The sequence below is a fragment of the Leifsonia shinshuensis genome (assembly GCF_022606355.1).
Classification (GTDB): domain Bacteria; phylum Actinomycetota; class Actinomycetes; order Actinomycetales; family Microbacteriaceae; genus Leifsonia; species Leifsonia shinshuensis_B.
This window is the reverse complement of sequence record NZ_JAHHZQ010000005.1, coordinates 116,337-140,373: the sequence shown is the minus strand read 5'-3', so window position 1 is coordinate 140,373 and position 24,037 is coordinate 116,337. Positions and strand designations below refer to the sequence as shown.

The 24,037-nt window shown below is 71.0% G+C and carries 25 protein-coding genes; 9 read left to right on the top strand and 16 right to left on the bottom strand.

Going from position 1 to position 24,037, the window contains the following annotated elements; translation table 11 throughout:
• Positions 1–95: 95 nt before the first annotated feature.
• Positions 96–335 carry a hypothetical protein gene (locus tag KNO15_RS19310; protein WP_241705444.1) on the bottom strand — a complete coding sequence of 80 codons (240 nt, stop codon included), beginning with the start codon at positions 333–335 and terminating at the stop codon, positions 96–98.
• Between the two features lie 70 nt (positions 336–405).
• Positions 406–738: a hypothetical protein gene (locus KNO15_RS19305; RefSeq protein ID WP_241705443.1), complete on the bottom strand. Its 333-nt coding sequence runs from the start codon at positions 736–738 to the stop codon at positions 406–408.
• Positions 739–920: 182 nt separating this feature from the next.
• On the opposite strand from KNO15_RS19305, the gene KNO15_RS19300 reads away from it, so the two are divergent.
• Positions 921–2,234, top strand: coding sequence for a YibE/F family protein (locus KNO15_RS19300; protein ID WP_241705442.1), 1,314 nt, complete (start codon positions 921–923; stop codon positions 2,232–2,234).
• A 20-nt stretch (positions 2,235–2,254) separates the two neighbouring features.
• On the opposite strand, the gene KNO15_RS19295 is transcribed toward KNO15_RS19300, so the two are convergent.
• Entirely contained in the window at positions 2,255–5,044 is a 2,790-nt protein-coding gene (locus tag KNO15_RS19295) for an AAA family ATPase (RefSeq protein WP_241705441.1), read from the bottom strand.
• 178 nt (positions 5,045–5,222) lie between these two features.
• Between KNO15_RS19295 and KNO15_RS19290 the strand changes: the two genes are divergently transcribed.
• Positions 5,223–6,131, top strand: a complete 909-nt coding sequence (locus KNO15_RS19290; protein WP_241705440.1) for an alpha/beta fold hydrolase — start codon at positions 5,223–5,225, stop codon at positions 6,129–6,131.
• Positions 6,132–6,432: 301 nt separating this feature from the next.
• On the opposite strand, the gene KNO15_RS19285 is transcribed toward KNO15_RS19290, so the two are convergent.
• Positions 6,433–7,164, bottom strand: coding sequence for an AraC family transcriptional regulator (locus KNO15_RS19285; RefSeq protein ID WP_241705439.1), 732 nt, complete (start codon positions 7,162–7,164; stop codon positions 6,433–6,435).
• A gap of 55 nt (positions 7,165–7,219) precedes the next feature.
• Here KNO15_RS19285 and KNO15_RS19280 point away from each other — a divergent pair, with 55 nt between their 5' ends.
• Positions 7,220–8,392, top strand: a complete 1,173-nt coding sequence (locus tag KNO15_RS19280) for an MFS transporter (protein ID WP_241705438.1) — start codon at positions 7,220–7,222, stop codon at positions 8,390–8,392.
• 22 nt (positions 8,393–8,414) lie between these two features.
• On the opposite strand, the gene KNO15_RS19275 is transcribed toward KNO15_RS19280, so the two are convergent.
• Positions 8,415–8,864 (bottom strand): tautomerase family protein, encoded by a 450-nt coding sequence (locus KNO15_RS19275; protein ID WP_241705437.1) that lies wholly within the window; start codon positions 8,862–8,864, stop codon positions 8,415–8,417.
• Between the two features lie 90 nt (positions 8,865–8,954).
• On the opposite strand from KNO15_RS19275, the gene KNO15_RS19270 reads away from it, so the two are divergent.
• Positions 8,955–9,527 carry a TetR/AcrR family transcriptional regulator gene (locus KNO15_RS19270; protein ID WP_241705436.1) on the top strand — a complete coding sequence of 191 codons (573 nt, stop codon included), beginning with the start codon at positions 8,955–8,957 and terminating at the stop codon, positions 9,525–9,527.
• Entirely contained in the window at positions 9,527–10,177 is a 651-nt protein-coding gene (locus KNO15_RS19265; protein WP_241705435.1) for a DNA-3-methyladenine glycosylase family protein, read from the top strand. Before KNO15_RS19270 ends, KNO15_RS19265 begins: the two co-directional genes overlap by 1 nt.
• Here the strand turns inward: KNO15_RS19265 and KNO15_RS19260 are convergent.
• Complete coding sequence (locus KNO15_RS19260) at positions 10,171–10,863, bottom strand: hypothetical protein (protein ID WP_241705434.1); 693 nt, start codon at positions 10,861–10,863, stop codon at positions 10,171–10,173. The genes KNO15_RS19265 and KNO15_RS19260 overlap by 7 nt on opposite strands.
• 125 nt (positions 10,864–10,988) lie before the next feature.
• Here KNO15_RS19260 and KNO15_RS19255 point away from each other — a divergent pair, with 125 nt between their 5' ends.
• Genes KNO15_RS19255 through KNO15_RS19245 form a run of 3 tightly spaced genes read left to right on the top strand, consistent with a single transcriptional unit; the run spans position 10,989 to position 12,711 of the window.
• Positions 10,989–12,011, top strand: coding sequence for a glycoside hydrolase family 6 protein (locus KNO15_RS19255; protein ID WP_241705433.1), 1,023 nt, complete (start codon positions 10,989–10,991; stop codon positions 12,009–12,011).
• Entirely contained in the window at positions 12,008–12,418 is a 411-nt protein-coding gene (locus KNO15_RS19250; protein WP_241705432.1) for a hypothetical protein, read from the top strand. The genes KNO15_RS19255 and KNO15_RS19250 overlap by 4 nt, the downstream gene beginning before the upstream one ends.
• Positions 12,415–12,711 carry a hypothetical protein gene (locus KNO15_RS19245; RefSeq protein WP_241705431.1) on the top strand — a complete coding sequence of 99 codons (297 nt, stop codon included), beginning with the start codon at positions 12,415–12,417 and terminating at the stop codon, positions 12,709–12,711. Before KNO15_RS19250 ends, KNO15_RS19245 begins: the two co-directional genes overlap by 4 nt.
• Before the next feature lie 22 nt (positions 12,712–12,733).
• Here KNO15_RS19245 and KNO15_RS19240 read toward each other — a convergent pair whose 3' ends face one another.
• The 7 genes from KNO15_RS19240 to KNO15_RS19210 all read right to left on the bottom strand — a co-directional run bounded on the left by KNO15_RS19240 (position 12,734) and on the right by KNO15_RS19210 (position 21,194).
• A complete protein-coding gene (locus tag KNO15_RS19240) occupies positions 12,734–13,384 on the bottom strand; it encodes a DUF2625 family protein (protein WP_241705430.1) in 651 nt (216 codons plus the stop codon).
• 16 nt (positions 13,385–13,400) lie between these two features.
• Positions 13,401–15,677, bottom strand: coding sequence for a glycoside hydrolase family 3 N-terminal domain-containing protein (locus tag KNO15_RS19235; protein WP_241705429.1), 2,277 nt, complete (start codon positions 15,675–15,677; stop codon positions 13,401–13,403).
• A complete protein-coding gene (locus tag KNO15_RS19230; RefSeq protein ID WP_374113187.1) occupies positions 15,674–16,729 on the bottom strand; it encodes an ABC transporter permease in 1,056 nt (351 codons plus the stop codon). The genes KNO15_RS19235 and KNO15_RS19230 overlap by 4 nt, the downstream gene beginning before the upstream one ends.
• 2 nt (positions 16,730–16,731) lie before the next feature.
• Positions 16,732–17,808 carry an ABC transporter permease gene (locus KNO15_RS19225; RefSeq protein ID WP_241705428.1) on the bottom strand — a complete coding sequence of 359 codons (1,077 nt, stop codon included), beginning with the start codon at positions 17,806–17,808 and terminating at the stop codon, positions 16,732–16,734.
• Entirely contained in the window at positions 17,805–18,617 is an 813-nt protein-coding gene (locus KNO15_RS19220; RefSeq protein ID WP_241705427.1) for an ABC transporter ATP-binding protein, read from the bottom strand. The genes KNO15_RS19225 and KNO15_RS19220 overlap by 4 nt, the downstream gene beginning before the upstream one ends.
• Complete coding sequence (locus tag KNO15_RS19215; protein WP_241705426.1) at positions 18,614–19,438, bottom strand: ABC transporter ATP-binding protein; 825 nt, start codon at positions 19,436–19,438, stop codon at positions 18,614–18,616. The genes KNO15_RS19220 and KNO15_RS19215 overlap by 4 nt, the downstream gene beginning before the upstream one ends.
• A 76-nt stretch (positions 19,439–19,514) precedes the next feature.
• Entirely contained in the window at positions 19,515–21,194 is a 1,680-nt protein-coding gene (locus KNO15_RS19210) for an ABC transporter substrate-binding protein (RefSeq protein WP_241705425.1), read from the bottom strand.
• A 174-nt stretch (positions 21,195–21,368) separates the two neighbouring features.
• On the opposite strand from KNO15_RS19210, the gene KNO15_RS19205 reads away from it, so the two are divergent.
• Positions 21,369–22,010, top strand: a complete 642-nt coding sequence (locus tag KNO15_RS19205) for a TetR/AcrR family transcriptional regulator (protein WP_241705424.1) — start codon at positions 21,369–21,371, stop codon at positions 22,008–22,010.
• Here KNO15_RS19205 and KNO15_RS19200 read toward each other — a convergent pair whose 3' ends face one another.
• The 3 genes from KNO15_RS19200 to KNO15_RS19190 are packed head-to-tail and all read right to left on the bottom strand — an operon-like array spanning position 22,011 to position 24,037.
• The gene (locus KNO15_RS19200; protein ID WP_241705423.1) at positions 22,011–22,481 is read right to left on the bottom strand and encodes an SRPBCC domain-containing protein; all 471 of its coding nucleotides are present in this window, start codon (positions 22,479–22,481) and stop codon (positions 22,011–22,013) included.
• Positions 22,478–22,816, bottom strand: coding sequence for an ArsR/SmtB family transcription factor (locus KNO15_RS19195; RefSeq protein ID WP_241705422.1), 339 nt, complete (start codon positions 22,814–22,816; stop codon positions 22,478–22,480). Before KNO15_RS19195 ends, KNO15_RS19200 begins: the two co-directional genes overlap by 4 nt.
• Positions 22,817–22,870: 54 nt before the next feature.
• Positions 22,871–24,037 (bottom strand): ROK family transcriptional regulator, encoded by a 1,167-nt coding sequence (locus tag KNO15_RS19190; RefSeq protein ID WP_241705421.1) that lies wholly within the window; start codon positions 24,035–24,037, stop codon positions 22,871–22,873.

Sequence of the window (24,037 nt, the reverse complement as noted above, 5' to 3'; positions counted from 1 at the left end):
TCCCGCGGACATCTGCGTCCCCTCGTGCCTCTCAGTCACACCACGCATCATTCCATTCCGGGGACTCCCGGGGAACACCGCCGCGAGCATCCGGGCTACGGCACGAACGCCTTTCCGATCACCATCACCCCCGCGATCATGAGGATGACCCCCACCGGGACCATCCGCGACGGCGTCGATCCTGCCGCAAGGCCGGGAAACGCCTTCTCCGATACGGAGTTCTCGATGTTCTGCCGGTTCTTCGCCGCAACCCGCCTCCGGAACGCCACGACGCAGATCCCGGCGACCACTGCTCCCGCCCCGGCGACCATCATGATGATCGATTCAATTGTCACTGTGCTGGTCTCCCACCCAACGAGCTGAGCGACGCGACCACGGCGACCCTCGAGCACCTACCCAGCTGCATCACCGTGTCGCCACGTACACGGAGACACCGATCGCGACGACGACGAGCAGCACCACGAGCGACCCCACGGGCGCTCGACCGCGGGCCCACGCCATCGGGCGCCGATACCAGGGGAGGGTGCGAGGTTCACCCACCCATGTCCCACCGTCGTAGTACAGCCAGAAGTGTTCGTGGGGCGACGGGTACCGGTAGAAGGAGGCCACAGGCGCTTCCGGCGTGGGCGGCACCCCGAGACTCGCACGGGATGCGGGCGCGGTGGACGGTTCGTCGGCGTCCTCCCCACCGAGTCCGGAGCCGTGGGGCGACCGTCTGCTGTGCTCTTCTGCCGACATCTCCGTGACCTCCTCGCGCCTCACCGCGCCGAACCGCATCCTCCCATGTGATCGAACAGCGGGAACACCGCCGTGCTCGCATCCCGCCCCGCCTCCCCGCCCCTGCGAACCCCCACACGCCCCAGCGCCCCACCCCGCCTCCGAACTACAGTTACCTCTCGAACCCCCCGAACGGAGCTCCGATGGCCCACGCCCATTCGCACCTCCCGTCCGGCCGCACACCGAAGGCCGGGCGCACCCTCCGCACCGTCGTCGCCGCGATCCTGATCGCCGCGGCGCTCGCCACCGCCGCCGGGCTCGCGCTGCTCTGGCCGGATCACGGCACAGTCAGCAGCGTCTCGTCGAAGCTGGAGTTCGCGCCGAAGGGCACCGCCTTCCCCACCGGCAGGATCGTCGGCCTGCAGGACAGCTGCCCCGGCTATTTCTCGTCGGGCGCCGCGACCTCCGCCCCGGGCGACACCCGGGCGTGCCAGTTGGCGAAGGTGCTCCTTCTTGAGGGCAAGGAGCGGGGCCGCAGCGTCACGATCCCGCTGCTGTGGCCGTACGCGACGGCCGGGCTGCACGTCGGCGACCAGCTGGAGCTGGTGGTCCCGCCTCAGGCGTCGAGGTCGGACGGCACCCAGGGGATCACGGTGAACGGCGTCATCCGCGACCAGCCGCTGTGGGCGTGGGTGATCGTGTTCGCCATCGTCGTCGTCGCCGTCGGGCTGCTGCGCGGCTTCATGGCCCTCGTCTCGCTGGCGTTCGCCGGGTTCATGCTCGTGGAGTTCATCCTGCCCGCCTTGATCAGCGGGCAGCCGGGGCTGTGGGTGGGGGTGGTCGGGGGCTCCGCGATCATGTTCGTGGTGCTCTACCTCGCGCACGGGCCCTCGATCCGTACGAGCGTTGCACTGCTCGGCACCCTGTTCGGGATCGTGCTCACGGCAGGGATCGCCCAGCTCGCCGTCACGACGACCCACCTCACGGGCGTGACCGGGGATGTCGGCGGCATGCTCGCCGGCGCCTCGCAGATCGACTTCCGCGGCGTCCTCACCTGCGCGATCATCATCGCCGGCCTCGGCGTACTCAACGACGTGACCGTGACCCAGGCGTCGTCCGTCTGGGAGCTCCGCGCGGCCTCCCCCGCCCTGTCGCGTCGTCAGCTGTTCGCCCGGGCCATGCGGATCGGACGCGATCACATCGCCTCGACGATCTACACGATCGCGTTCGCCTACGCCGGCGCCGCCATGGTCGTGCTGATCATCCTCTACCTCTACAACCGCTCCGCCCTGAGCCTGCTCTCGCAGGAGGACCTGGCCGCCGAGGTCGTGCGCACCCTGTGCAGCGGGATCGGCCTGGTGCTGGCGGTGCCGGTCACCACGGCGATCGCCGCCGCCCTGGTGCCGGCCGAGGTCGTCGGTGCGGAGGAGAACAGGCTCCGCGACGCGATCCGGCTGCGCTGGTACGCGTTCTTCCCGCGGTCGGCGAAGCTGGAGGAGCCGGTGCGGCCGTACTGAGCGCGTGGGCCGGGCCGCGCTCAGACCCCGGCCAGCCCGCGCTGGAGGGACGTCGCCGCGCCTGAGCGCAACTCCCGCCGCGTCGTCACACCGAGCTTGGTGAACACCTTGCCCAGGTGCCACTCGACCGTCCGCGGGCTGATGAAGAGCTGGGCCCCGATCTCGGGATTGCTGCGTCCCTCCGCGGCGAGGCGCGCGATGAGCGCCTCCTGCTCGGTCAGATCGTTCGTCGTGTCGACCGTCCTCGCGCGTGCGGTCTCGCCCGTCGCCGCGAGCTCCCGGCGGGCCCGCTCGGCGAACCCCGCCATGTCGACCTCCTGGAAGAAGGCGAGGGCGGCGCGCAGCTGCTCACGGGCGTCGACCCTGCGACCCTGGCGGCGCAGCCACTCGCCGTAGACGAGCTGCGTGCGCGCCGACGCGACCCGGATGCGGGTGCGCGCCAGGCGTTCGAGCGACTCCCGGTACAGCACCTCCTGATCGTCGCCCTCCGAGAGCAGCGCGCGGCAGCGGGCGAGGACTCCGAGCGCCCACTCCGTCTCTGAGGCGCGTGCGATCTCGGTCAAGCGTTCGAGGGCGTCCGCCCCGGTCTCCGGGTGCTCGCCGCGGGAGGCGGCCTCGATCAGCTCGGGGTAGACCCAGGTCGAGAGCCCGAGCTCGAACGGATGGGTCGCGGCGCGCTCGGCGACGGCGAGCGCCTCGTCGTAGCGCCCGAACGCGTTCAGGAAGACGGAGCTGGTGAGCTCCGTCCCGGCGAGCCAGAGGCCCTCCCCGCGCGCGGAGACCTCGGCGCGGTTCGCGTCGAGCAGCGACCGCGCACGCGACTCGTCACCGCCCCAGGCCGCACGCAGGAACGCGATGTGCGGGCTCAGCCCGCGCCCGGTCGCCTCCGTCACAGCGTCGGCTTCGGCCGCGACGGCGAGCGCCGCCGGCAGGTCTCCGACGAAGAGGTCGACAGTGAACCGCTCGGTAAGGGCGATCGGGAGCATCGTCAGCGTTCCCGTGCGCCGGGCGAGCTCGACGCTCCGGGCGGTGAGCTCGAGCCAGCTCCGGTCGTCGCCCACGGCCCTGGCGGCCCGGGAGGCCGGCCACAGCCAGCGCAGCGCGTCGTCGTCGCCCAGCGGGTCGGCCCGCAGCGCGTCGAGCGCCCGGCGCAGCAGCGGGACCCCTGCGGCGTAGCCACTGGTGACGAGCTGAGCGAAGCCGTCGAGCAGCAGAGCGCACGCAGAGGAGGGGACGGCCGGGCGACTCCGCTGGGCGATCGCGGTCGCCACCTCCCGCAGAGCACCCCCGCCGTCGGCGAGGCGGCCGGCGAACAGCGCTGCTGTGAACGCGTCGAGATAGGTGTCGCGGGCGGTCGCGGGGTCCAGCGTCTCGAACCGGCTCGCCGCCTCCAGGAGCAGAGCCGGCGCCTCCCGCCCTCGCGTGGAGGCGAAGGCGAGCCGCGCGGCGATGAGCTGAGCCCGTGCGGCGTCGACGTCTCGGAGCGGACCGGCCTTCGCCAGCGCGAACAGGCTACGCGCCCGCTCGAGGCCGCCGGCCTGCATCCACGCGTCGGCGGCATCGAGCGCACGGCCTGCCCGGGCCGCCGGATCGGGCGTGAGCTCTGTCGAGCGGGTCAGGAACGAGGCCGCCGCCGCCCAGCCGCCGCGCGCCCGCGCGCGGTCCGCCGCCGCCTCCAGCTCCGCCGCGATCTCACCGTCCACACCGAGCGCCGCCTGCGCCCGGTGCCAGGCGCGGTAGTCGGCCTCGCCCTCCCCGACGACCGCCTCGGCGAGCGCGGAGTGCGCCGCGCGGCGCTCCCCGTCCGTCGCCGCGCGCACGACGGCCGACCGGAGCAGCGGATGTCGGAAGCGGACCTGCGCGCCCAGTTCCAGCAGCCCTGCCTCCTGCGCCGGAGCGACCGCAGCGGCCGGGACGCCGATCCGTTGGGCCGCACGCCAGAGCAGCGCGACGTCACCCGACGGATCGGCGGCCGCGATCAGCAGCAGCCGCCGGGTGTCCGCGGGGAGGCGTTCGAGTCGCTGGGCGTACCCGCGCTCGATCCGGGCGGCGAGGCGTCCGTCTCCTGGGGAGGAGCCGAAGGACAGCTCCGCCGCGCCCGGGTCGCGCGCCAGCTCGAGCAGGGCGAGCGGATTGCCCCGCGCCTCCGCGACGATCCTGCTGCGCACCCGGTCGTCCAGCGGGCCGACGGTGGCCTCCTCGAGGAGGGCCTCCGCGTCGGCGTCGGCCAGGCCGGGCACCCGGAGGCCCGGGAGGTCGTCGAACAGGTCGGACTCCGTGTCGCCTGCGTCGCCCTGCCGCACCGCGAACAGCATGCCGATGCGCTCGGCGGCGATGCGCCGGGCGACGAACGCGAGCGTCTGCGCCGACGCCGTGTCCACCCACTGCGCATCATCGACGACGCACAGCAGCGGAGCCGCCTCTGCGGCGTCGGCGAGCAGGCCCAGCACGGCCAACCCGACCAGGAACCGGTCCGGCGGCGCTCCGCTGCGGAAGCCGAACGCTGTGCCGAGGGCCTGCCGCTGCGGCTCGGGGAGGCTGTCGACGCGCTCCACGAACGGGGCGCAGAGCTGCTGGAGGACCGCGTAGGCGAGCTCGACCTCCGACTCGACGCCGTTCACCCGCGCGATCGTGAACCCGTCCGCCCGGTGCACGGCATCGTCGAGAAGCGCCGATTTGCCCGCGCCCGCCTCACCCCGCAGCACCAGCGTCGCACTGCTGCCGGAGGCCGCCCGTGCGAGCAGCGCATCCAGCCGCGCGCGCTCCTCGCCCCTGCCCCGCAACGCACGGTGCTCTTCCTCGATCGTCATGGCCCACCGCCGGTACCGACCCTAGGGATCCCGGCATCCGCTGGCAAGGGACCGGCCCGGGTACCGACGGGCCGACACCCGGGGGTCACCCGGGCGCGACGGGTGCCGCCGGCGACGAGCATTGCTGCCATCGAAACGAGATCCCGGCACAGACGGGATCCGAGGAAAGGGATCCATCATGAACACCACCACAACCACCACCGCTCGCTCGGCCCTCGGCATCGGCGTCGACCTGCGCGACGGCTTCGCCGAGGTCGCCGACGGCGTGACGCTGCACTACGTGGAGGCCGGCACCGGCCCGCTCGTCCTGCTGCTGCACGGCTTCCCGGAGTTCTGGTACGGCTGGCGCGATCAGATCGCACCGCTCGTGCAGGCGGGCTACCGCGTGGTCGCACCCGACCTCCGCGGCTACAACCTGTCGTCGAAGCCCGCGGAGTTCGAGGACTACACCGCCGACAAGCCGGCCGCCGACATCGCGGCACTGATCCGCGCTCTCGGCAGCGAGACCGCGACCGTCGTCGGCCACGACTGGGGCGGGTCGATCGCCTGGACCCTGGCGATGAACACCCCGGAGGTGGTCGAGCGGCTGATCATCATGAACGCGGCCCACCCGCGCAAGCTGAACGAAGGCCTGAAGAGCCCGCGTCAGCTCGAGCGCAGCTGGTACTTCTTCTACTTCCAGCTGATGGGGACGCCGGAGCGCCACGCGGCCAAGGACGACTGGCGGTTCTTCGCCCGGTTCTTCCGCGACGCGCAGCCGACCTACACCGACCAGGAGCTCGACCGCTACCGTGAGGCCTGGTCGCAGGACGGCGCCGCGAAGGGCATGATCGACTACTACCGCGCCGCCGTCCGGCTGGGGTCGAAGCAGCAGGTGCTCCCGGTCAGGGCACCCACGCTGGTGATCTGGGGCCAGCAGGACCGGTTCCTGGGGTCCGGCCTCGCCGAGCCGCACGCCGAGGACGTGCCGAACCTCGTCGCCGTCGAGCGGCTCGAGAACGCCTCCCACTGGGTGCACCACGACGAGGCGGAGCGGGTCAACGAACTGCTCCTCGGCTTCCTTCGCGAGGGTGAGGCGACTGCATAGTCCTGGCGACCGGTTGCGCAGCGAGCGTGGCCGAACGGGCGGGTGTCCCCGAGGGGAGCGCCCGCCCGCTGGTGTCACGGGTCGAGCTCCGGCTCGCGATGAACGACCTCCTGCTGGAGCTGGTCGACGACCCTGACGTCGTCGGCGACCGTGTCACGGTGGCGGAGATCACCGGGATCCCGCGGGCCGCCTCGCCGCGCTCGAGGAGGCCGCCGGAGTCAGCTGGTCCGTCAGTCGGCGAGTCGGCTGGTCGACCGCTCGGCCGCTCGGCCGCTCGGCGGAGGCGGGGCAGGAGTGTCGGTCAGCGGCTTCCGGGCGTCCGGCCGAACGCGCGCCGGAAGACGTCGATGAAGGTGCTCGCCGACGACCAGCCGCAGCGGTGCGCCACCTCGGTGACCGGCGCGCCCTCCGCTAGCAGGACCAGGGCGCGGTGGAGGCGGAGCTGCGTGCGCCACTGCGGGAAGGTCATCCCGAGGTCGGCGCGGATGAGCCGCGACAGCGTTCGGTCGCTCGCCCCGATCGCCCGCCCGAACTGCGCGAGCGTGCGGTCGGCCGCCGGATCCGCGTCGAGGAGCTCCCCGAGCCGGCGCACGAGCGGATGGGTCGCGGTCGGCACGTGGATGGCCTGGCCGGGCGCCGCGCGCAGCTCGTCGAAGAGCACGGCCCTCAGCCGTGACCGGGCGGCCGTCTCGGCGGTTCGGGCGGTGTAGGCGACGATGATCTCACGGAGCAGCGGGCTCACCGTCACCACCGTGGGTTGTGCAAGGCCCAGCGGGTTGTCCTCCACCGGGAGCCCGACGAACCGCAGCTCGAGCTCGCCGTACGCGCGGTGCGCGTGGACGGTACCGGCCGGCACCCAGATCGCCTGGGAGCCCGGCGTCACCCAGACGCCCGCGTCGGTCGTCACCGAGACCACCCCGCGACGTGCGTACACGAGCTGGTGCTGGTCGTGCACGTGTGCGTCGATGAGGCCGCCGTGCCCGAGGACCCTGGTCGTCGTCGGGGCGACCGGCTCGTGGCGGAATTCCTGCATGATCGGACAGGATAACGGAAGCGGGACACCGCGTCGCCTTGGGATTCTCGAAAGCATGACCCTTCGCTCCCCCATCACCCTGCTCGCCATCGGGCACGCCTGCGTCGACGTCTTCCAGGGTGCCGTCGCCGCGCTCGTGCCCTTCTTCGTCGCGGAGCGGCACTACAGCTACGCTCTCGCCGCCGGGATCGTCCTGGCCGCGTCGCTGCTCTCGTCCGTGGCCCAGCCCCTGTTCGGGCTGCTGACGGACCGCCGCGCGTTGCCCTGGCTGCTGCCGGCCGCGACGATCCTCAGCGGCCTGGGGATCGGCCTGAGCGGGCTCGCCCACGAGTACGCCCTCACCCTGGTCTTCGTCGCCGTCTCCGGGCTCGGCGTCGCCGCCTACCACCCGGAGTCGGCCCGCCTGGCCCGGGTCGCGAGCCGTGGGAGCCATGTCGGGATGGCCTGGTTCGCGACCGGAGGGAACGTGGGCTTCGCACTCGCTCCACTGCTGGTCGGCGCCACGGTCGGCACCCTCGGGCTGTCCTGGACGCCGGTCGTCGCGCTCCCGGCTCTCGTGGGCGCCTCCCTCGCGGTCCCCGTGCTCCGGATGCTGGCACGGCGTGGCGACGCCGCGATCGGGACGGACGGCACCGGGATGACGGACGACCTCCGGTCGTTCCTGCGGTTGACCGTCGTGATCATGACACGGTCCATCGCGTTCGTGGGCCTCGGCGCCTTCATCGCGAGCTATGCGGAGCAGCGGCTGCCCGGGTGGCCCGGCGTCGGCACGGTCGCGCTCACGATCCTCTACCTCGGCGGGATCGTCGGGTCCGTCCTCGGCGGCTACTTCGCCCGGCGGTGGGGCCGCGTCGCCGTCTCCGCGGCCTCGAACCTCGTCACCCTGGTCGCCATCGCGGGCGTCGTCTGGGTGCCGGGGCCGGCGCTCCTCGTGTTCGCGGCGACGACCTCGATCGGCCTCTACGTCCCGTTCTCGCTGCAGGTCACGCTGGGGCAGGACTACCTGCCCTCACGCGTCGGGACCGCGAGCGGCATCACGCTCGGACTCGCGGTCAGCATCGGCGGGATCGCCACGCCGCTGATCGGCGTCCTCGCCGACGCCGCCGGCCTTCAGCTCGCGCTCGCGACGCTGGTCGCGATGCCCGTGCTCGGCTTCGCCGTGCTCTGCACGCTGCGGGATCCGGCGCGGCGGCCGGTCGCGGAGGAGGCGACGGCCGTCGCGGTCTGAGCCCGCGACGGGCGGGGCGCTGTCAGCCTTTCTCCGCGGCGGCAGCCGCCCCCAGCTCCGCGAGCTGCGCCCGCGCGGCGGCCACCAGCTCCTCGTTCGTGTTGGCGTGCCCGCCCAGCCCCCAGCCGCCCTCGACCGCCTCGGTCAGCAGCACCCAGGTGCGCTGCTTCAGCGACGGGTCGCCCGCGGCCTCCGCGACGAGGTCGGTGAACCGCTCGACCACCGCGAGCTGCTTCGGCCGGTCGAGCGCACCGGCGTTGGTGAGCACCTGCACGCGCACGTAGTCCGAGTCGCCGTCCACATTTGAGATTGCGCCGGCGGGGAGGTCGTGGACGAAGGCCGCGGTGTTCGCGCGGAACATCGGGATGTCGGGCACCTGTTCGATCACTTTGAGGGTGTCGGCGAGGGTCCGGGCGAGCGCGTGCGGGTCGGAGAACGTTCCTGCTGTGGCGTAGACATCGATCATGGGCATGGGGATCAACTCCTCGAATCCGGGTGTGCGACCAAGTGTGGAGTATGATGAGCGTCATAGTCAACACCTCCTGACGGAAAGGGCCGGTGGATGGTCTCCGACGCGAAGTCACGGATGATCGAGGGTGCGGCCAGGCTGTTGGCCGAGAAGGGCCTCCAGGAGACCTCCTTCTCGGAGGTGCTGGCGGTCACTGGCGCTCCCCGTGGGTCGATCTACCACCACTTCCCCGACGGCAAGGCGAGCCTGGTCGCGCAGGCGCTCGCCCACCAGGGCGCCACGTCCAACGCGCTCATCGAATCGGCCCGCGGCAAACCGGCCGTCGAGGTCGCCTCGACGTTCATCGGAGCCTGGCGGAGCCTGCTGATCGTGTCGCACTTCCGCATCGGCTGCTCGGCCGTCGCCGTCACCGTCGCGGCCGACTCCGACGACCTGCTGCAGCGGGCCGGAGACGTGTTCCGCGGCTGGGCCCAACTGCTCACCGAGCTGCTGACGCTCGGCGGGATCGACCCCGGCGTGGCTCCCGCGACGGCCACCCTGCTCATCGCGGCCAGCGAGGGCGGCGTCATCCTCAGCCGTGCGCAGGCGAGCATCGACCCGTTCGACGCCGTCGCCGAGCAGCTGCTCGCCCAGGTGCGCGCCCTGAGCGGCGGGACACCGGGCTGATGCCGCAGTCCAGAGAGCTCGAGGCGGCGGCGAGGGAGCTCGGCGAGCGCGACCCGGTGCTCGCGCGCCTGCACGCGCAGCTCGGCATCCCGCACTTCCCCATCCCCTTCGAGAGCCCGTTCGCGTCGCTGGTCCGCGGCATCTGCTACCAGCAGATCGCCGGGGCCGCGGCCTCGGCCATCCATGGCCGCCTCGTCGCCGCGCTCGGCGACGTGGTGCCCGAGCGCATGCTCGCCCTGTCGGACGACGATCTTCGCCGCGTCGGGCTCTCGAAGAACAAGGTTGCGTCGCTTCGGGATCTCGCCGCGCGGGTCGTCGACGGCGACGTCGTGCTCGACACGCCCTCCCTCGACGCCCTCACCGACGACGAGGTGATCGCCCAGCTCTCGCGCGTGCGCGGGATCGGCCCGTGGTCGGCGCAGATGTTCCTGATCTTCCACCTCCACCGCCCCGACGTCTGGCCTGTCGGCGACCTGGCCGTCCGCAAAGGGTACGGCCGAGGGTGGGGCGTGCCCACCCCGACGCCGAAGGAGCTCCAGGCGGCCGGTGACGCGTATCGTCCCCACCGGACCCTCGTGGCCTGGTACTGCTGGGCGGTCGCGGCCGACTCCGCCTCGGCGAATCCGATCGCGGGGCCGGCGCCTCAGTAGCCCGCGGGCCAGGCGAAGGCCGGCGGTGCGGTGACGGCGGTCCCCTTCTTGGCGACCACGATGTCGATGTCCTCGTGGGAGGTGAGCTCGATGGAGCGCGGGTCGCCCGCCGTGGCCTTCCCGTCGACGAAGACGGTGACGGTCTGGCCGTCGGTCCCGTCGCGATACGGGCCGACCTGCCCCGGTCCCAGCTTCTGCTGCCACTCGTCGAACACCTGGCCGAGCGTGAACACCTGCACGGTGGGCGACTCGACGTGGATGATGCCCGACTCGTCGTGCGTGTGGATGGGCGAGATCCTCTGCCGGGCGACGTCGATGCCGAGCTCGGCGGGGACCACGACGGGCGAGCCGTCGACCGTGACGCTGAGATGCTGGTGGATGTGCAGGGCCGTGCCCTCGGCGGTCAGCATCTGGAGGCCGGCGGCCGTCACCCCCGACTCGACGTCGGTCGGGGCGGCCCACTGCGCGCTGCCCGCCGAAGTGCCGGAGGCCGATGCGACCGACGCCGACGGCTTGCCGCCGAGCACGACCGCGGTGATGATCCCGGCCACGACGAGCACGGCGACGACGACCCCGCCGGAGATCAGCCACTGCCGTCGACGCGCCAGGCGCGCCTGCTGCCGGCGCAGCTCCGTCGCACGCTTCTGCGCTTCGAGCCGCCTGTCGCGTGCGGGGGTGTCGTTCACTCCTTCAGTCAAGCAAGCTCCGGCTGTGCCGCTGCCGCGCGCTCGATCCGAAACCTCTGGGTATCCTCAGGTTCCCCGATCGCTGTGGCCCTGACCGTCGGCGGGAATGCGCCGATAGTGCAGGTATGCGCACACTCATCGCAGTGCTCGGCGCAGCTCTGGCCATGGCTGCGCTCCTGACGCCCCTCCCGCCAGCCGCGCAGGCGGCGCAGACCGCGCAGGCCGCGCCGGCGGCCACGGCCTCCCCTGCTGCCGATTCCGTCTTCGGCAGCCGGCTCTACGTCGACCCCACCAGCGACGCACGCCTGGTGGCCGACGGCCTGGCCGCCGCGGGAGACACGAGGCGGGCGGCACTGATCGAACAGATCGCCAGCCAGCCGACCGCGGTCTGGCTGGGCGACTGGTACGGTCCCGCGCTGCTCTCCAGCGTGATCCAACGGCATCTGCGCGCCGCCGCCGCACAGGGCGCGACGCCCGTGTTCGTCACGTATGCGATCCCCGATCGCGACTGCGGCGGCTTCTCCGCCGGCGGCTTCACCCCCGACCAGTACCTCGACTGGAACCGTCGGATCGCGACCGCGCTGGCCGGCAGCAGGGCCGTCGTGCTGATCGAGCCCGACTCCCTCGCCATGCTGCCCAGCCCGAAATGCGCAGGAGTCGCGGACACCCGCCTCCCCCTGCTCCGCTCCGCGGTCGGCATCCTGGCCGCCGCCGGACTCAGCACCTACCTCGACGGAGGCAACGCCCGCTGGCTGACCCCGGACGTCCAGGCCTCCTACCTGAACGCGGCGGGCATCTCCGACGCGCGCGGCTTCTTCACCAATGTCTCGAACTTCGACGCCACCCAGGCCGAACGCGACTACGCGGGCAAGGTGTCGTCGCGCGTCGGGTGGAAGCACTTCGTGATCGACGTCTCCCGCAACGGCAACGGCTGGACGGGGGACTGGTGCAACCCGCCCGGTGCCGCCCTCGGCCAGAACCCGCAGATCACCGAGTCCCCCACGGTCAAGCTCGACGCGCTGCTCTGGGTCAAGCACCCCGGGGCCAGCGACGGCCCGTGCTACGGCGGTCCCGCCGCCGGGCGCTGGTTCGAGAGCGGCGCGGAGGCGCTGGTGCTGGGGCGCACGCACGGTAGCCTCGGCATGTGAGTCGACCACGGGGGAAGTCGCGCGCAGCACTCGCTGTGCCTGTGCTGCTCGGTCTCGCACTGACGGGATGCACGCAGGCCGGCATGTGCGGACAGGACATCCGGCCGTCACCGCTGGTCAGCGTCGACGCGAAGCCGTGGATCGCGGCGCACCCCGACACCGACGTGCGCGTCTGCGCCGAGGGGAACTGCACCGACGGCTCCAGCGTCGTGGCGACGTACGGCGCCCTCCCGACCACGCCGTTCCACGACGGTGACAGCATCGAGGTCACGGTCCAGCCGATCCAGGGCTCGACGACGGTCGAGTCGTTCACGACGACGGCGCGGCTCGTCGACGGGCAGTGCGGCCAGTGGGGTGCGCGGCTGAAGCTCGACGGCGACGGCACGATCGCACAGGAGGACAGGTGAGCACAGCGGTCGGCGCCCGCGGCCGCAGCGTCGCGGCGCACATCCTCGTCGCGGTCGCCGCTCTCGTGCTCGCGGGGTTGGCGGTGGTCGCGGGCTTCCTGCTGGGGCAGTACAACTTCGTCACCCGGATGGTCTGGCTCGTGGGCACCATGGCGGTGGGCTGGGTGCCGCTGGTGCTCACGATCATCGCGGTCTGCCTCCGCACGACGTGGCTCACGGTCACCGCGCTCGTGGTGTCGGCGGCGGCGTTCGCGGTGCCGATCCTCGCGGTGGTGGTCGGGCCGGCGGGGTAGGGCCCCGAGGGCCTTCCGACCCTCAGCTGCGCGAGACGCCCCCACCGAGCTGCCGCGCCACCTCCGCGTAGAACTCGTGCAGCTCCGCCAGCGGGACGACCGCGCGCGTCACCGCGTTCGTGTCCTGCCCCTCCTCGGCGAACGGCGGCGGATAGAGTGCCCAGCCCTCGTCGGGCCGCAGCGGGCGGGTGTCGTCCTGCCAGCCGTCCCAGCGCAGCGAGCCGTAGAACTCGGGCAGCCCTCCGCCGACCGCCCAGGCGATGAAGGCGGAGTATCCGCCGCCGACGCCCGACCAGGCGGGCGAGTCGGGTCCCCAGTGGCAGACCTCGCCCGGGCCGATGCCCAGGCCGCCGCCGTCGACCGCGAACCGGCCGCCGATGGCGTCGAGAGCGATCACCAGGTGCGACCGGGCGGGGTCGCCGGCCGCCCACTCCGCCAGCCCGGGCAGCCCGGGCGAGCCGCCGCCGAGGATGCGCACCCAGCCGCTGTCGACGATCAGGCCGCCCGTGTGCGCGGCGATCGCTCCCATCGTCGATCGCTCGGTCAGCTGGAGCTCTTGCAGCGCTGCGCGGCCACGGGCAGGGTCCAGCGGGAGAACGTCGACGGCGGTCTGCGCCTCGTCCAGCCGACGGAGGACCGCCGGCCACACGGACTCGTCATCGGTCTCCGTCACACCGCGAGCGTACAGCTCACCGCAGCACGAACCCTGCCGACAGCAGGTCGGTCTCCCGCGACGACGGCCCGACGAGCAGCTCGAACTCGCCCGGCTCGACGTGGCGGTCGCCCGCTGAGTCGACGATCGTGCACTCGGCGACGGGCAGGCGGAGGCTCACCCTGGCGGTCTCCCCCGGCGCGAGGTCGACCTGGCGGTACGCCTTCAGCTCGATGTCGGCCCAACTGACACTCGTGATCTTGTCGCGCACGTAGACCTGCACCGTCTCGCGCACCGGGCGGTCGCCGGTGTTGCGGACGGTCACCTCTGCCACGATCTCGTCGCCGACACCGAGGGTGTCGGTCGCGAGCGCCAGGTCGGCGTACTCGACGGTCGTGTACGAGAGTCCCTGCCCGAACGCCCACGCGGGCGCCTGGGTGAGGTCGGCGTAGCGGTCGCCGTGCTGGCCGCGGATCTGGTTGTAGTAGGTCGGCTGCTGGCCGACGTGGCGGGCGAACGAGATCGGCAGGCGGCCCGACGGCTCGACGCGGCCGGCGATGATCTCGGCGATCGCCTGGCCGCCGAGCATTCCCGGGTTGGCGGCCCACAGCACCGCTGCCGCTTTCGCGGCCGACGGCGGCAGCACCAGCGGCTTGGAGGCGAGCAGCACGACGACGACCGGCTTGCCGGTCTCGATCAGGGCGTCGAGCAGCGCGTTCTGGCCGCCGATCAGTTCGAGCGTCGCCGTGGAGCGGCCCTCGCCGACCAGCTCGATCCGGTCGCCGACGACCGCGACGACCACGTCGGACGCCTCGGCGGCGGCGACGGCCTCCGCGAGGAGCTCCGCGGACGGCGGCGACGGCACGACCACGGGAGGCCGCGGCTGCCCGTCCGGGAACGTCGCGCCGCGCGGGTCGTCCTCCAGCGTCAGGATGTCTGCGCCGCGCGCGTACTCGACCGTCCAGCCGTCGATCGCCCGCAGCCCGTCGAACACCGTCGTGATCATCTCGCGCGGCTGACCGTCGAGCCAGCCGGCCTGGCCGGAACCGCCCGCCCAGTCGCCGAGCTGGGTCTGGGCGTCGTCAGCGAGCGGGCCGACGAGCGCGACGCGCAGCGGCGACGCCGGCGTCGCGGCCAGCGGCAGCGTCCCGTCGTTCTCCAGCAGCACGATCGACCGGCGCGCGATCTCCAGGTTGAGCTCGGCATGCGCTGCGCTGCCGACCACCTCGTCGAGGCGTGGCGACGGGAGGCGCGGGTCCTCGAACAGGCCCAGGTCGAACTTGAGCGTCAGGATGCGGGCGACGGCGGCGTCGAACGCGTCCTCCGCGAGCATCCCCCGCTCGACGGCCTCCAGAGCGCCCTCGAAGAACATCGGGGTCGTCATGACCATGTCGTTCCCCGCGGTCACCGCGGCGGCGGCGGCGTGCGCGTAGTCGGGCTGGATCCTCTGCTCCCAGACCATGCGGCCGACGTTGTCCCAGTCGGTGATGAGGGTGCCGGTGTACCCCCACTCACCACGCAGCACCTCGCTGAGCAGCCAGTCGTTGATCGTGATCGGCACGCCGTCGGTGCTCTGGTAGCCGAGCATGAACGTGCGGCAGCCCTCGCGGGCGACGCGCTCGAACGGTGGGAGGAACCAGCTGCGCAGCTTGCGGCGCGAGATGTCGGCCTCGCTCGCGTCGCGGCCGCCCTGCGTCTCCGAGTAGCCGGCGAAGTGCTTCGCCGTCGCCAGGATCGCGGTCGGATCGTCGAGCCCTTCGCCCTGGTAGCCGCGAACCATCGCGCTGGCGAGCTCGCCGATGAGGAACGGGTCCTCGCCGAACGTCTCGCTGATCCGGCCCCATCGCAGGTCGCGCGCGATGCAGAGCACGGGCGAGAAGGTCCAGTGCACGCCGGTCACGGCGACTTCCTCCGCGGTGGCGCGGGCGACGCGCTCGATGAGCTCGGCGTCCCACGAGGCGGCCATGCCGAGCTGCGTGGGGTAGATCGTGGCGCCCGGCCAGAACGAGTGGCCGTGGATGCAGTCCTCGCCGACGAGCAGCGGGATCCGCAGCCGGGTCTCCGCGGTGAGCCGGTTGGCCTCCAGGATGCGCTCCGGAGAGGTGTGCAGGATCGAGCCGACGTGCCGCCGCAGCACATGGTCGCGCAGGTCGTCGCGGGCGTCGAGCTGCAGCATCTGCCCGACCTTCTCCTCGACCGTCATGCGGTCGAGCAGGTCGGCGACGCGTTCGACGGTCGTCCGCGACGGATCCTGGTAAGGGAAGAGCACCTCCTGTTCTGCTTCGGTGGTCGTCGACGGGAGGATCGAGGTCATGCGGTGTTGCTTTCGGGTGAGGTCGTGACGGGCGCGGCGGACTCCGTGCGCACCTGGGTGACGGCGGCGTTGACATTCATGCCCTTGCGCTTCATCGCCCTGGCGCGCTCGCCGGCCGAGCGGAGGCGCGGGTTGACGTACTCGTCGATGCCGAAGTTGATGAGGGCGAGCGACACTCCGAGCAGGGCGATGCACAGCCCGGCGGGGACGTACCACCACCAGTAGTCGGGGAAGGCGTTGTTCTGCTGGGCCCAGAACAGGATGGTCCCCCAGTTCAGGTTCGAGACCGGGATGACGCCGATGAACGCGAGGGTCGTCAGGCCCAGCACGGCGGCCGTCATCGTGCCGACGAAGCTGGAGGCGATGATCGCCATCAGGTTCGGCAGCATCTCGACCAGGATGATGCGGTGCAGCGGCTCGCCGTTCGCCCGCGCGGCCTGGATGAAGTCGCGGTTGCGCAGCGACATCGTCTGCGCGCGCAGCACGCGCGCACCCCATGCCCAGCCGGTCAGCCCGAGGACGGCGGCGATGAGCGCGAGCGGCGGGTCCTGGAACTGGGAGGCGACGATGATCATGAGCGGCAGGCCGGGGATGACCAGGAACACGTTCGACAGGGCGGACAGCGATTCGCTCTTCCAGCCGCGCAGGTAGCCGGCGGTCACACCCACGACGATCGCCACGACGGTCGCCATGATGGTCGCCAGGAATCCGACGACGAGCACGCCGCGCGTCCCGTAGATCAGCTGGCTGAAGACGTCCTGGCCGATGTGCGTCGTGCCGAGGAGGTGCTGGAACGACGGGGGCTGCAGCGTCTCGTTCAGGTTCTGGGCGTTCGGGTCGTAGGGCGCGATCAGCGGGGCGAAGATCGCCACGAGCACGAAGACGCCCATGATGATGAGCCCCGCCGCGGACTTCGGGTTGCTGAACATCGCCAGCGAGACCTTCAGCTGCGACCAGAACGTGGTCTTCTTCGGGGGCTGCTGTCGGTTGACGGCGAGCACGGCCACGGTCTCCGGCGCTCCGGCGCCGGTCGGGGAGGTGGGGATGGTCACGATCAGGCCTCCGTCTGACGAGTGCGCGGGTCGAGGATGGCGTACGCGATGTCCGCGATGATGTTCGCGATCAGCACGGCCAGCACCAGGACGAGGAAGATGCCCTGCATCAGCGCGTAGTCCTTGGCGCTGGTCGCGTTGAGCAGCAGCAGGCCGATGCCGGGATACGAGAACACCATCTCCATCACGATCGTGCCGCTGACGATGAAGCCGATCGCGAGCGCGAAGCTCTGGATCTGCGGGAGCACCGCGTTGCGTGCGGCGTAACGCCAGAGCACGCGCCGGTTCGGCATGCCCTTCGCCTGGGCCACGGTGATGTAGTCCTCGTCGAGCACGGTGAGCATCATGTTGCGCATGCCGAGCACCCAGCCTCCGATCGAGACGATCACGATGGTGAACATCGGGAGGGCGGCGTGCGAGATCACCTGGCCGATGAAGTCCGCGTTCCAGCCGGGCTCCACGCCCAGCTCGTAGGCGTGCCCGGCGGGGAACCAGCCGAGGGTGGTCGAGAAGATCGCGATGAAGATCAGCCCGACCCAGAAGTACGGGACGGTGCCCAGGAACGTGGTGATGGGGATGAAGACGTCGAGCCGTCCCCCGCGCCGCCAGCCGATGACCGCGCCGAGGCTCGTCCCGACGAGGAAGGAGATGACCGTGGCGAAGCCGACCAGGCCCAGCGTCCAGGGCAGGGCGGAGGCGATCGCATCTCCCACCGGCGCCATGCCCGTGGAGATGGAGACGCCGAGGTTGCCGTGCAGCAGCATGTCCCAGTAGTTGACGTACTGCTGCCACAGCGGCACCGACTGGTCCACGCCGAACATGATGCGCAGGGCCTTCTCGGCGTCGGGGGTCAGCTGGCCCTGGCTCCGCGCCATGTAGGCGCTGACCGCGTCGCCCTTCATCAGGCGGGGCACGAAGAAGTTGATGGTGATGGCCGCCCAGAGGGTGAACGCGTAGAAGAGGACGCGCCCGCCGATGAAGCGCCACGGGATGCGGCGGCCCTTGCGTTCCGCCCGGGTGGCCGTCGTGCCGACGAGGGTCGGGTCGACGTGGGCGGATGTGGTCGTGTCGGCGCTCACAGGGCACCTCCTGCCGTCTGCGCGGCGAGCGCCGCGAAGTGCTTCTCTGGGTCGGGGGACGCGGCGCGGAGCTCGCGGGTGTACGGGTCCTGCGGGCGCAGGATGACGTCGTCGGCAGGGCCGTGCTCGACGATCCTGCCCTGGTTGAGCACGATGATCTCGTCGCTGAAGTGCCGGGCCGTCGCCAGGTCGTGCGTGATGTAGAGCACGCCCAGCCCGTCCTCGCGCTGAAGGTCGGCCAGGAGGTTGAGGACTCCGAGCCGCAGCGAGACGTCGAGCATCGAGACCGGCTCGTCGGCCACCAGCAGTGCGGGTCGCGACGCGAGGGCGCGGGCGATGGCCACGCGCTGGCGCTGGCCTCCGGAGAGCTCATGGGGTCGGCGGTCGATCACGGTGTCGGCGTCGAGCCGCACGCGGGTCAGGAGGCGGCGCACCTCGTCGTCGACCTCCGCGCCCGGGACGACCTTGTCCAGCCGGAGGGGACGCTCGATGTGGTGGCGGATCGTGTGCGACGGGTTCAGCGAGGCGAACGGGTCCTGGAAGACCATCCGCAGCTGCTGGCGGTAGCGTCGCAGCCGTTTGCCGCTGCGCGGGATCGGGGAGCCGTCCAGCAGCACCTCGCCGCTGGTCGGGGTCTCCAGCTGGGTGAGGATCTTCGCGATCGTCGACTTGCCGCTGCCCGACTGGCCGACGAGTCCGATGGTCTGCCCCGCGCCGAGCGTGAAGCTGACGTCGTCCAGGGCCTTGAGCTGACCGGATCCACGGACGTTGTAGATCTTGGTGATGTTCCTGAACTCGAGCGTGGTCATCGGACGACCACTCCTCTCTCGCCCGTGAGCCGCGGGAACGACTTCAACAGGGTGCGCGTGTACTCGTGCTGCGGGTCGGTCCAGATCTGCTCGGCCGTGGCCAGCTCGACGATCTCGCCCTCGCGCATGATGGCGATGCGGTCGCTGATCTCCAGCAGCAGCGGGAGGTCGTGCGTGATGAAGACGACGGAGAAGCCGAAGTCGTGGCGCAGCTGGGAGATCTGCTTGAGGATCTCGCGCTGCACGAGCACGTCCAGCGCGGTCGTCGGCTCGTCCATCACCATGAGCTGCGGGCGGAGCGCGAGAGCCATGGCGATCATGACCCGCTGGCGCATGCCGCCGGAGAGCTCGTGCGGATACGAGCGGACGCGCTGGCCGCCGACCTTCACGATCTCCAGGAGCTCGATCACCGCGGCCTTGCGCTCCGCGCGGCTCATGGCCGGACGGTGGACCACGAAGACGTCGTCGAGCTGGGAGCCGATGGTGGCCACCGGGTTGAGGGCGTTCATCGCCCCCTGGAAGACCATGGAGGTCTTGTCCCACCGGAAGCGGCGCATCTGCTCCGCGTCGAGCGCGTTGATGTCGATGTCCTCGCCGCTCTCGTCGTGGAAGACGACGCTGCCGCTCGTGATGACGGCCGGGGGCTTGAGGAGGCGCTGCACGCCGTAGGCGAGCGTGGTCTTTCCGGATCCGCTCTCGCCGGCGAGGCCGACGATCTCGCCGCGCTCGATGTCGAGGGTCACGTTCTTGACCGCTGCGACGGGCGGATCCACGTCGTACACGACAGAGAAGTCGCGTATGGAGAGAAGGGAGTCTGTCATGGTGCGCTTTCCGTCCGCGTGTCGCCCGGGGCGGGGATGGGCTGACCGCCTCCCCCGCCCCGGACGTGCTTGCTGATTACTTGCCTGCGGGCTTCAGCTTCATGAGCACCTGGACGGCCGACGGCTGCGTCGGGTCGGCGGTGGCGTACTGGTCGCTCTCGCTCGGCCAGCCGACGAACTTCCGGGTGTTGTACTCGGCCAGCTGCGGGTGGGTTCCGATCGCGATGGCCGGGACGTCGTCCACGAAGATCTTCTGCAGCTTGTTCAGCGCCGCGGTGCGAACGCTGTCGTCGGACGCCTGCGCGTACTCCTTGAGCAGGGCGGTCGCCTCCGGGTTGTTGTAGCGCCCGAAGTTGTCCGAGACCTTGCCGTCAGCGGCCTGGTCGAGGTAGCTGGAGTTCATGACGTCGTCGTAGATGTGCCACGGGTTCGAGCCGGAGCCGGTCCAGTGCAGAGCCGCGTCGAAGTTGCCGGAGGCCATGTTCGCGAACCAGGTGTCCGCGTCCGGAGTGGCCACCTTGGCGTCGGCGCCGAGCGTGTTCTTGATCTGCGTCGCTGCCAGCTGGATGCCGGTGACGTAGTCGTTCCAGCCCTGCGGGTCCTGCAGGGTGAAGGAGACCGGGGCCCCCTTCGGGTCGATCAGCGCGCCGTCCTTCCAGGTGTAGCCCGCGTCGCTGAGGACCTTCTTGGCGCCGGCGACGTCGATCTTGAACGTCTGGTCCTTGTACTCGGGGGCGATGTACTGGTCACCGGTCGGCTGCGGGATGCCGGTCACGCTCTTCAGCTCGGGGCCGGCGTTGCTGCGGGCCTTCTCGGCGTGCGCCTGGCGGTCGACGACCATGTTGACAGCCTTGCGGAAGGCGACGTCGTTGAACGGCGCCTTGGTGGTGTTGACCACGATCATGTCGGGGCTCAGGACGTTGGCGCCCCAGAAGACGTTGTGCTTCGGGTCCTTGTCCACGTAGTTCTTCTGGTAGTCGGTGATGAAGATCTGCGCCCAGTCGGTCTCGCCGCTCTGGAGGGCGCGGAGAAGACCGGTGTTGTCGTTGTACTCGAGGTAGTTCAGCTGGGCCACCGGGACGGTGCCGCCCCAGTAGTCGGTGCGCGACTTGAGCACGACGCCCTGCGACGAGAAGCTCTTGATCGTGTACGGGCCGGTTCCGACGGCGTCCTTGACCGCGTCCTTCGACGGGTCCGCGATGGACTTCCACTGGTGCTCCGGGACGATGGTGGTCCCCAGCACGTCGCCCTGCTTGACGTACTTGGACTCGCTGAAGCTCAGCACGACGTTGTCGCCGACCTTCTTCGCGTCGGTCAGCTTGAGACCGGCGAGGTCGAGAGCCGGGGTGTTCTTGATCAGGTTGAACGTGAAGACGATGTCGTCGGCGGTGAACGGCTTGCCGTCACTCCACTTGACGCCCTTGCGCGGGGTCACCGTCAGCTGCGTGTAGTCCGAGTTCCACTCGACCTTCGACGCCAGCCACGGGGTGGTCTCGTTCTTGCCGACCGGGTTGACGATCGCGAGGGGCTCGTAGATCATCCGGTCGTAGCCGAGCGACATGCCCGAACCGGTGGTGATGAACGGGTTGTTGATCTGGGTCGCCAGGATGGCCGCGCCGTCCGGCTTCGCCACGGTGAGCGATCCTGTGCTCGCGCTGCTCGTGCCCGACTTGTTGTCGGACGAGCAACCGGTGAGCGCGACCGCGCCGAGCGCGGCGATCGCCGTAGCGGTGATCAGGTACTTGCCAAGCCTCATTGCTTCTCCTTCGTGGCGGGCACATCCGTTGTGCCCTGGTGCTGCGGAATGTTGGCTGACCATAACTTGCTTACTGGTCAGAAAGCAAGTTGGCTGAGGCGAGGTTACTGGGTGGTAAGCTCATCCGCAACCAGCCTCCACGGATGCTGGGAGGATGCGATGACGGAGGGGCGAATGAGCGGCGGCAGCGCCAGTCCGCGCCCGGAAACCGAGCGCAAGCGCACGGAGATCCTCCGCGCGGCGATCGAGACGTTCGGCACGAAAGGCTCCACGAACGGCACTCTCGCCGACATCGCAGAGCAGGTCGGGATGACCCACGCGGGCGTCCTGCACCACTTCGGGTCCAAGCACAACCTGCTGCTCGAGGTGCTCGAGTTCCGCGACAGGGACGACGTCGCCCACCTCGCCGACCGCCACATCCCCGGTGGCCCAGCGCTGTTCGCGCACCTGGTCGCGACCGCTCAGCGCAACGCGCAGCGTCCCGGGATCGTGCAGGTCTTCACGGTGCTCTCCGCGGAGTCGGTCACCGAGGACCACCCGGCGACGGCCTACTTCCAGGAGCGGTACCGCAACCTCCGCGTCGAGGTCAGCGGTGCGTTCCGCGAGCTCTGTGCCCAGGAGGGCGTGACGGAGCCCGCCACGATCGACAAGGGAGCCGCCTCCATCCTCGCCGTCATGGACGGCCTCCAGCTGCAATGGCTCCTCGACCCGACCGAGGTCGACCTCGCCGGCGCGAGCGAGTTCGCCATCGAGGCGATCGTCAACGCGGTGCTGAAGGCGGGGCCGGAGTTGGGGTCGTACGTTCGGGAGGGGTGATCACTCCGCTACCGGCAGCCCGCGCGCAAGCGCTTCGAGCTGCTCCGCGATTCCCTGCGCGCGGTATTCCGGCCGGTCCAGGCCGTCCAGGTAGACTCCGTGCTCGGTCAGGACGAGCCGCGTCCCCGCCGGGTCGGGACGGAACTCGACCGACGTGAGCGACACCGAGATGCGGTCGCCGCCCCTCAGCATGTGGTTCGTGTACACGATCCGCTGGTCCAGGACGATGTCCTGGTAGTGCGCCTCGTACGTGTAGACCTCGCCGTCCGGCGCGGTGGACCGGGAGAACTCCTTGCCGCCGACCCGGAAGTCGAGCGCGTACTCCCCGGCGTCGTCGCCTCCTGTGAACCAGTCGCGCTTCACTCCGGGGTCGGCCCACGCGGCGAACACGCGCGCCGCGGCGGCCTCGTAGATGCGCTCGAGGACCATCGTGTCGTGCACCGTGCCGCGGTCCCTGGTGTGCTGCGTCATCGCCGTCTCCCCTGTTCGTGGTCGGTGGAGGAGAGGTACTCCCCCAGGTCGTCGAGGCGCTGATCCCAGACGCGGCGCTGAGCCGCGAACCACGACTCCGCCGCGTCGAGCACCTCGCGGTCGAGCTCGCACGTCCGCACGCGCCCGGTCTTGCTGCTGCGGACGAGTCCGCTGTCCTGCAGGATCCGCAGGTGCTGGACGACCGCCGGCATCGACATCGGCAACGGGCGCGCGAGCTCGCTCACCGTCGCCGGGCCGGCGGCCAGGCGCTCCACCATCCGACGTCTACTCGGATCCGCCAGCGCGTGGAACACGTCGTCCACATACTTAGGCATGTGCTTAAGTATCCATGACACGAACAGGATGTCAAGGAGTCGGCTCAGGCGTCTTCAGACCACCAGCGAGCGGATCGCCGAGGCAGCGGCCCCCCGCGCCCAGTCCTCGAACGTGTGCGGCCGCACCACGATGCGGCAGCGGTCGGCTGACGCGAACACATGCTCGGCGTAGGAGGCGCGCAGCGGCGCTTCGATGAGGTCGAAGTTCGCGACGCCCTCACCGCCGATGATGACCAGCTCCGGCCCGACCATGTTGACCAGGCTCGCGATGGCCTTGCCGATCACCGAGCCGGCCTCGGCGAAGGCGCCGACGGCGGCGGGGTCGCCCGAGCGGCCGAGCTCCACGACCTCGTCGACACCGACGGGTCGGCCGTGCGCGGCGGACACGGTCGCGACGATCGCGTTGGTCGCCGCGACGGCCTCCACACAGCCTCGACGCCCGCAGGCGCAGATGCGGTCGGGCGACGTGAGCGGCAGGTGGCCGATCTCGCCTGCGACGCCGTAGGCGCCCTCGACGACCTCCCCGTTCAGGTGCAGGCCGGAGCCGATGCCGCGGCCGACGGTCACGATCGCGAACGAGCTGGTCCCCAGTCCGACACCGAACCAGTGCTCGCCGATGGTGAGAGCGCGCACGTCGTTCTCGATGACGATGCGTGTGCCGAGCCGCTCGGTGAGGGCCGCGCCGAGGTCGACTCCGAGCCACGACATCTGGGCGGAGTCCCGGACGACGCCGGTCGCAGTGTCCACGTCGCCGGAGACGGCGACGCCGATGCAGGCCAGCCGCGAACCGAGGCCGCCGAGCTCGTCGCGCAACCGGGTGCACAGCTCGACGATGGCGTCGGTGACCTCCGCAGGCTCGTGCGAGGTGAGCGGGAGGCGGTCCGAGGTGATGATGCGCGTGGTCAGGTCGGTGGCGACGCCGATGAGTTCGTCCGCGTTCACCTTGACGCCGAGAGCGACGACGGCGTCGGGGACCAGCGCCACCGGGCTCACCGGACGCCCGGGCAGACCGGTGGGCTTGGGGTCCCTGGAGTCGTTCACGAGCCCGGCAGCCACGAGCGGGGCGACGGCCTTCGTCACCGCGGCCTGCGACAGACCGGTCAGCTTCGCCACGTCGATCCTGCTGATCGGGCTCCTGGTGAGGATCGTGGTGAAGACACGCGTGGCCGCGTCGGACGACGACCCGAGCAGCGCCGTACGCGTCCGCGTCTCGTCGTTCAT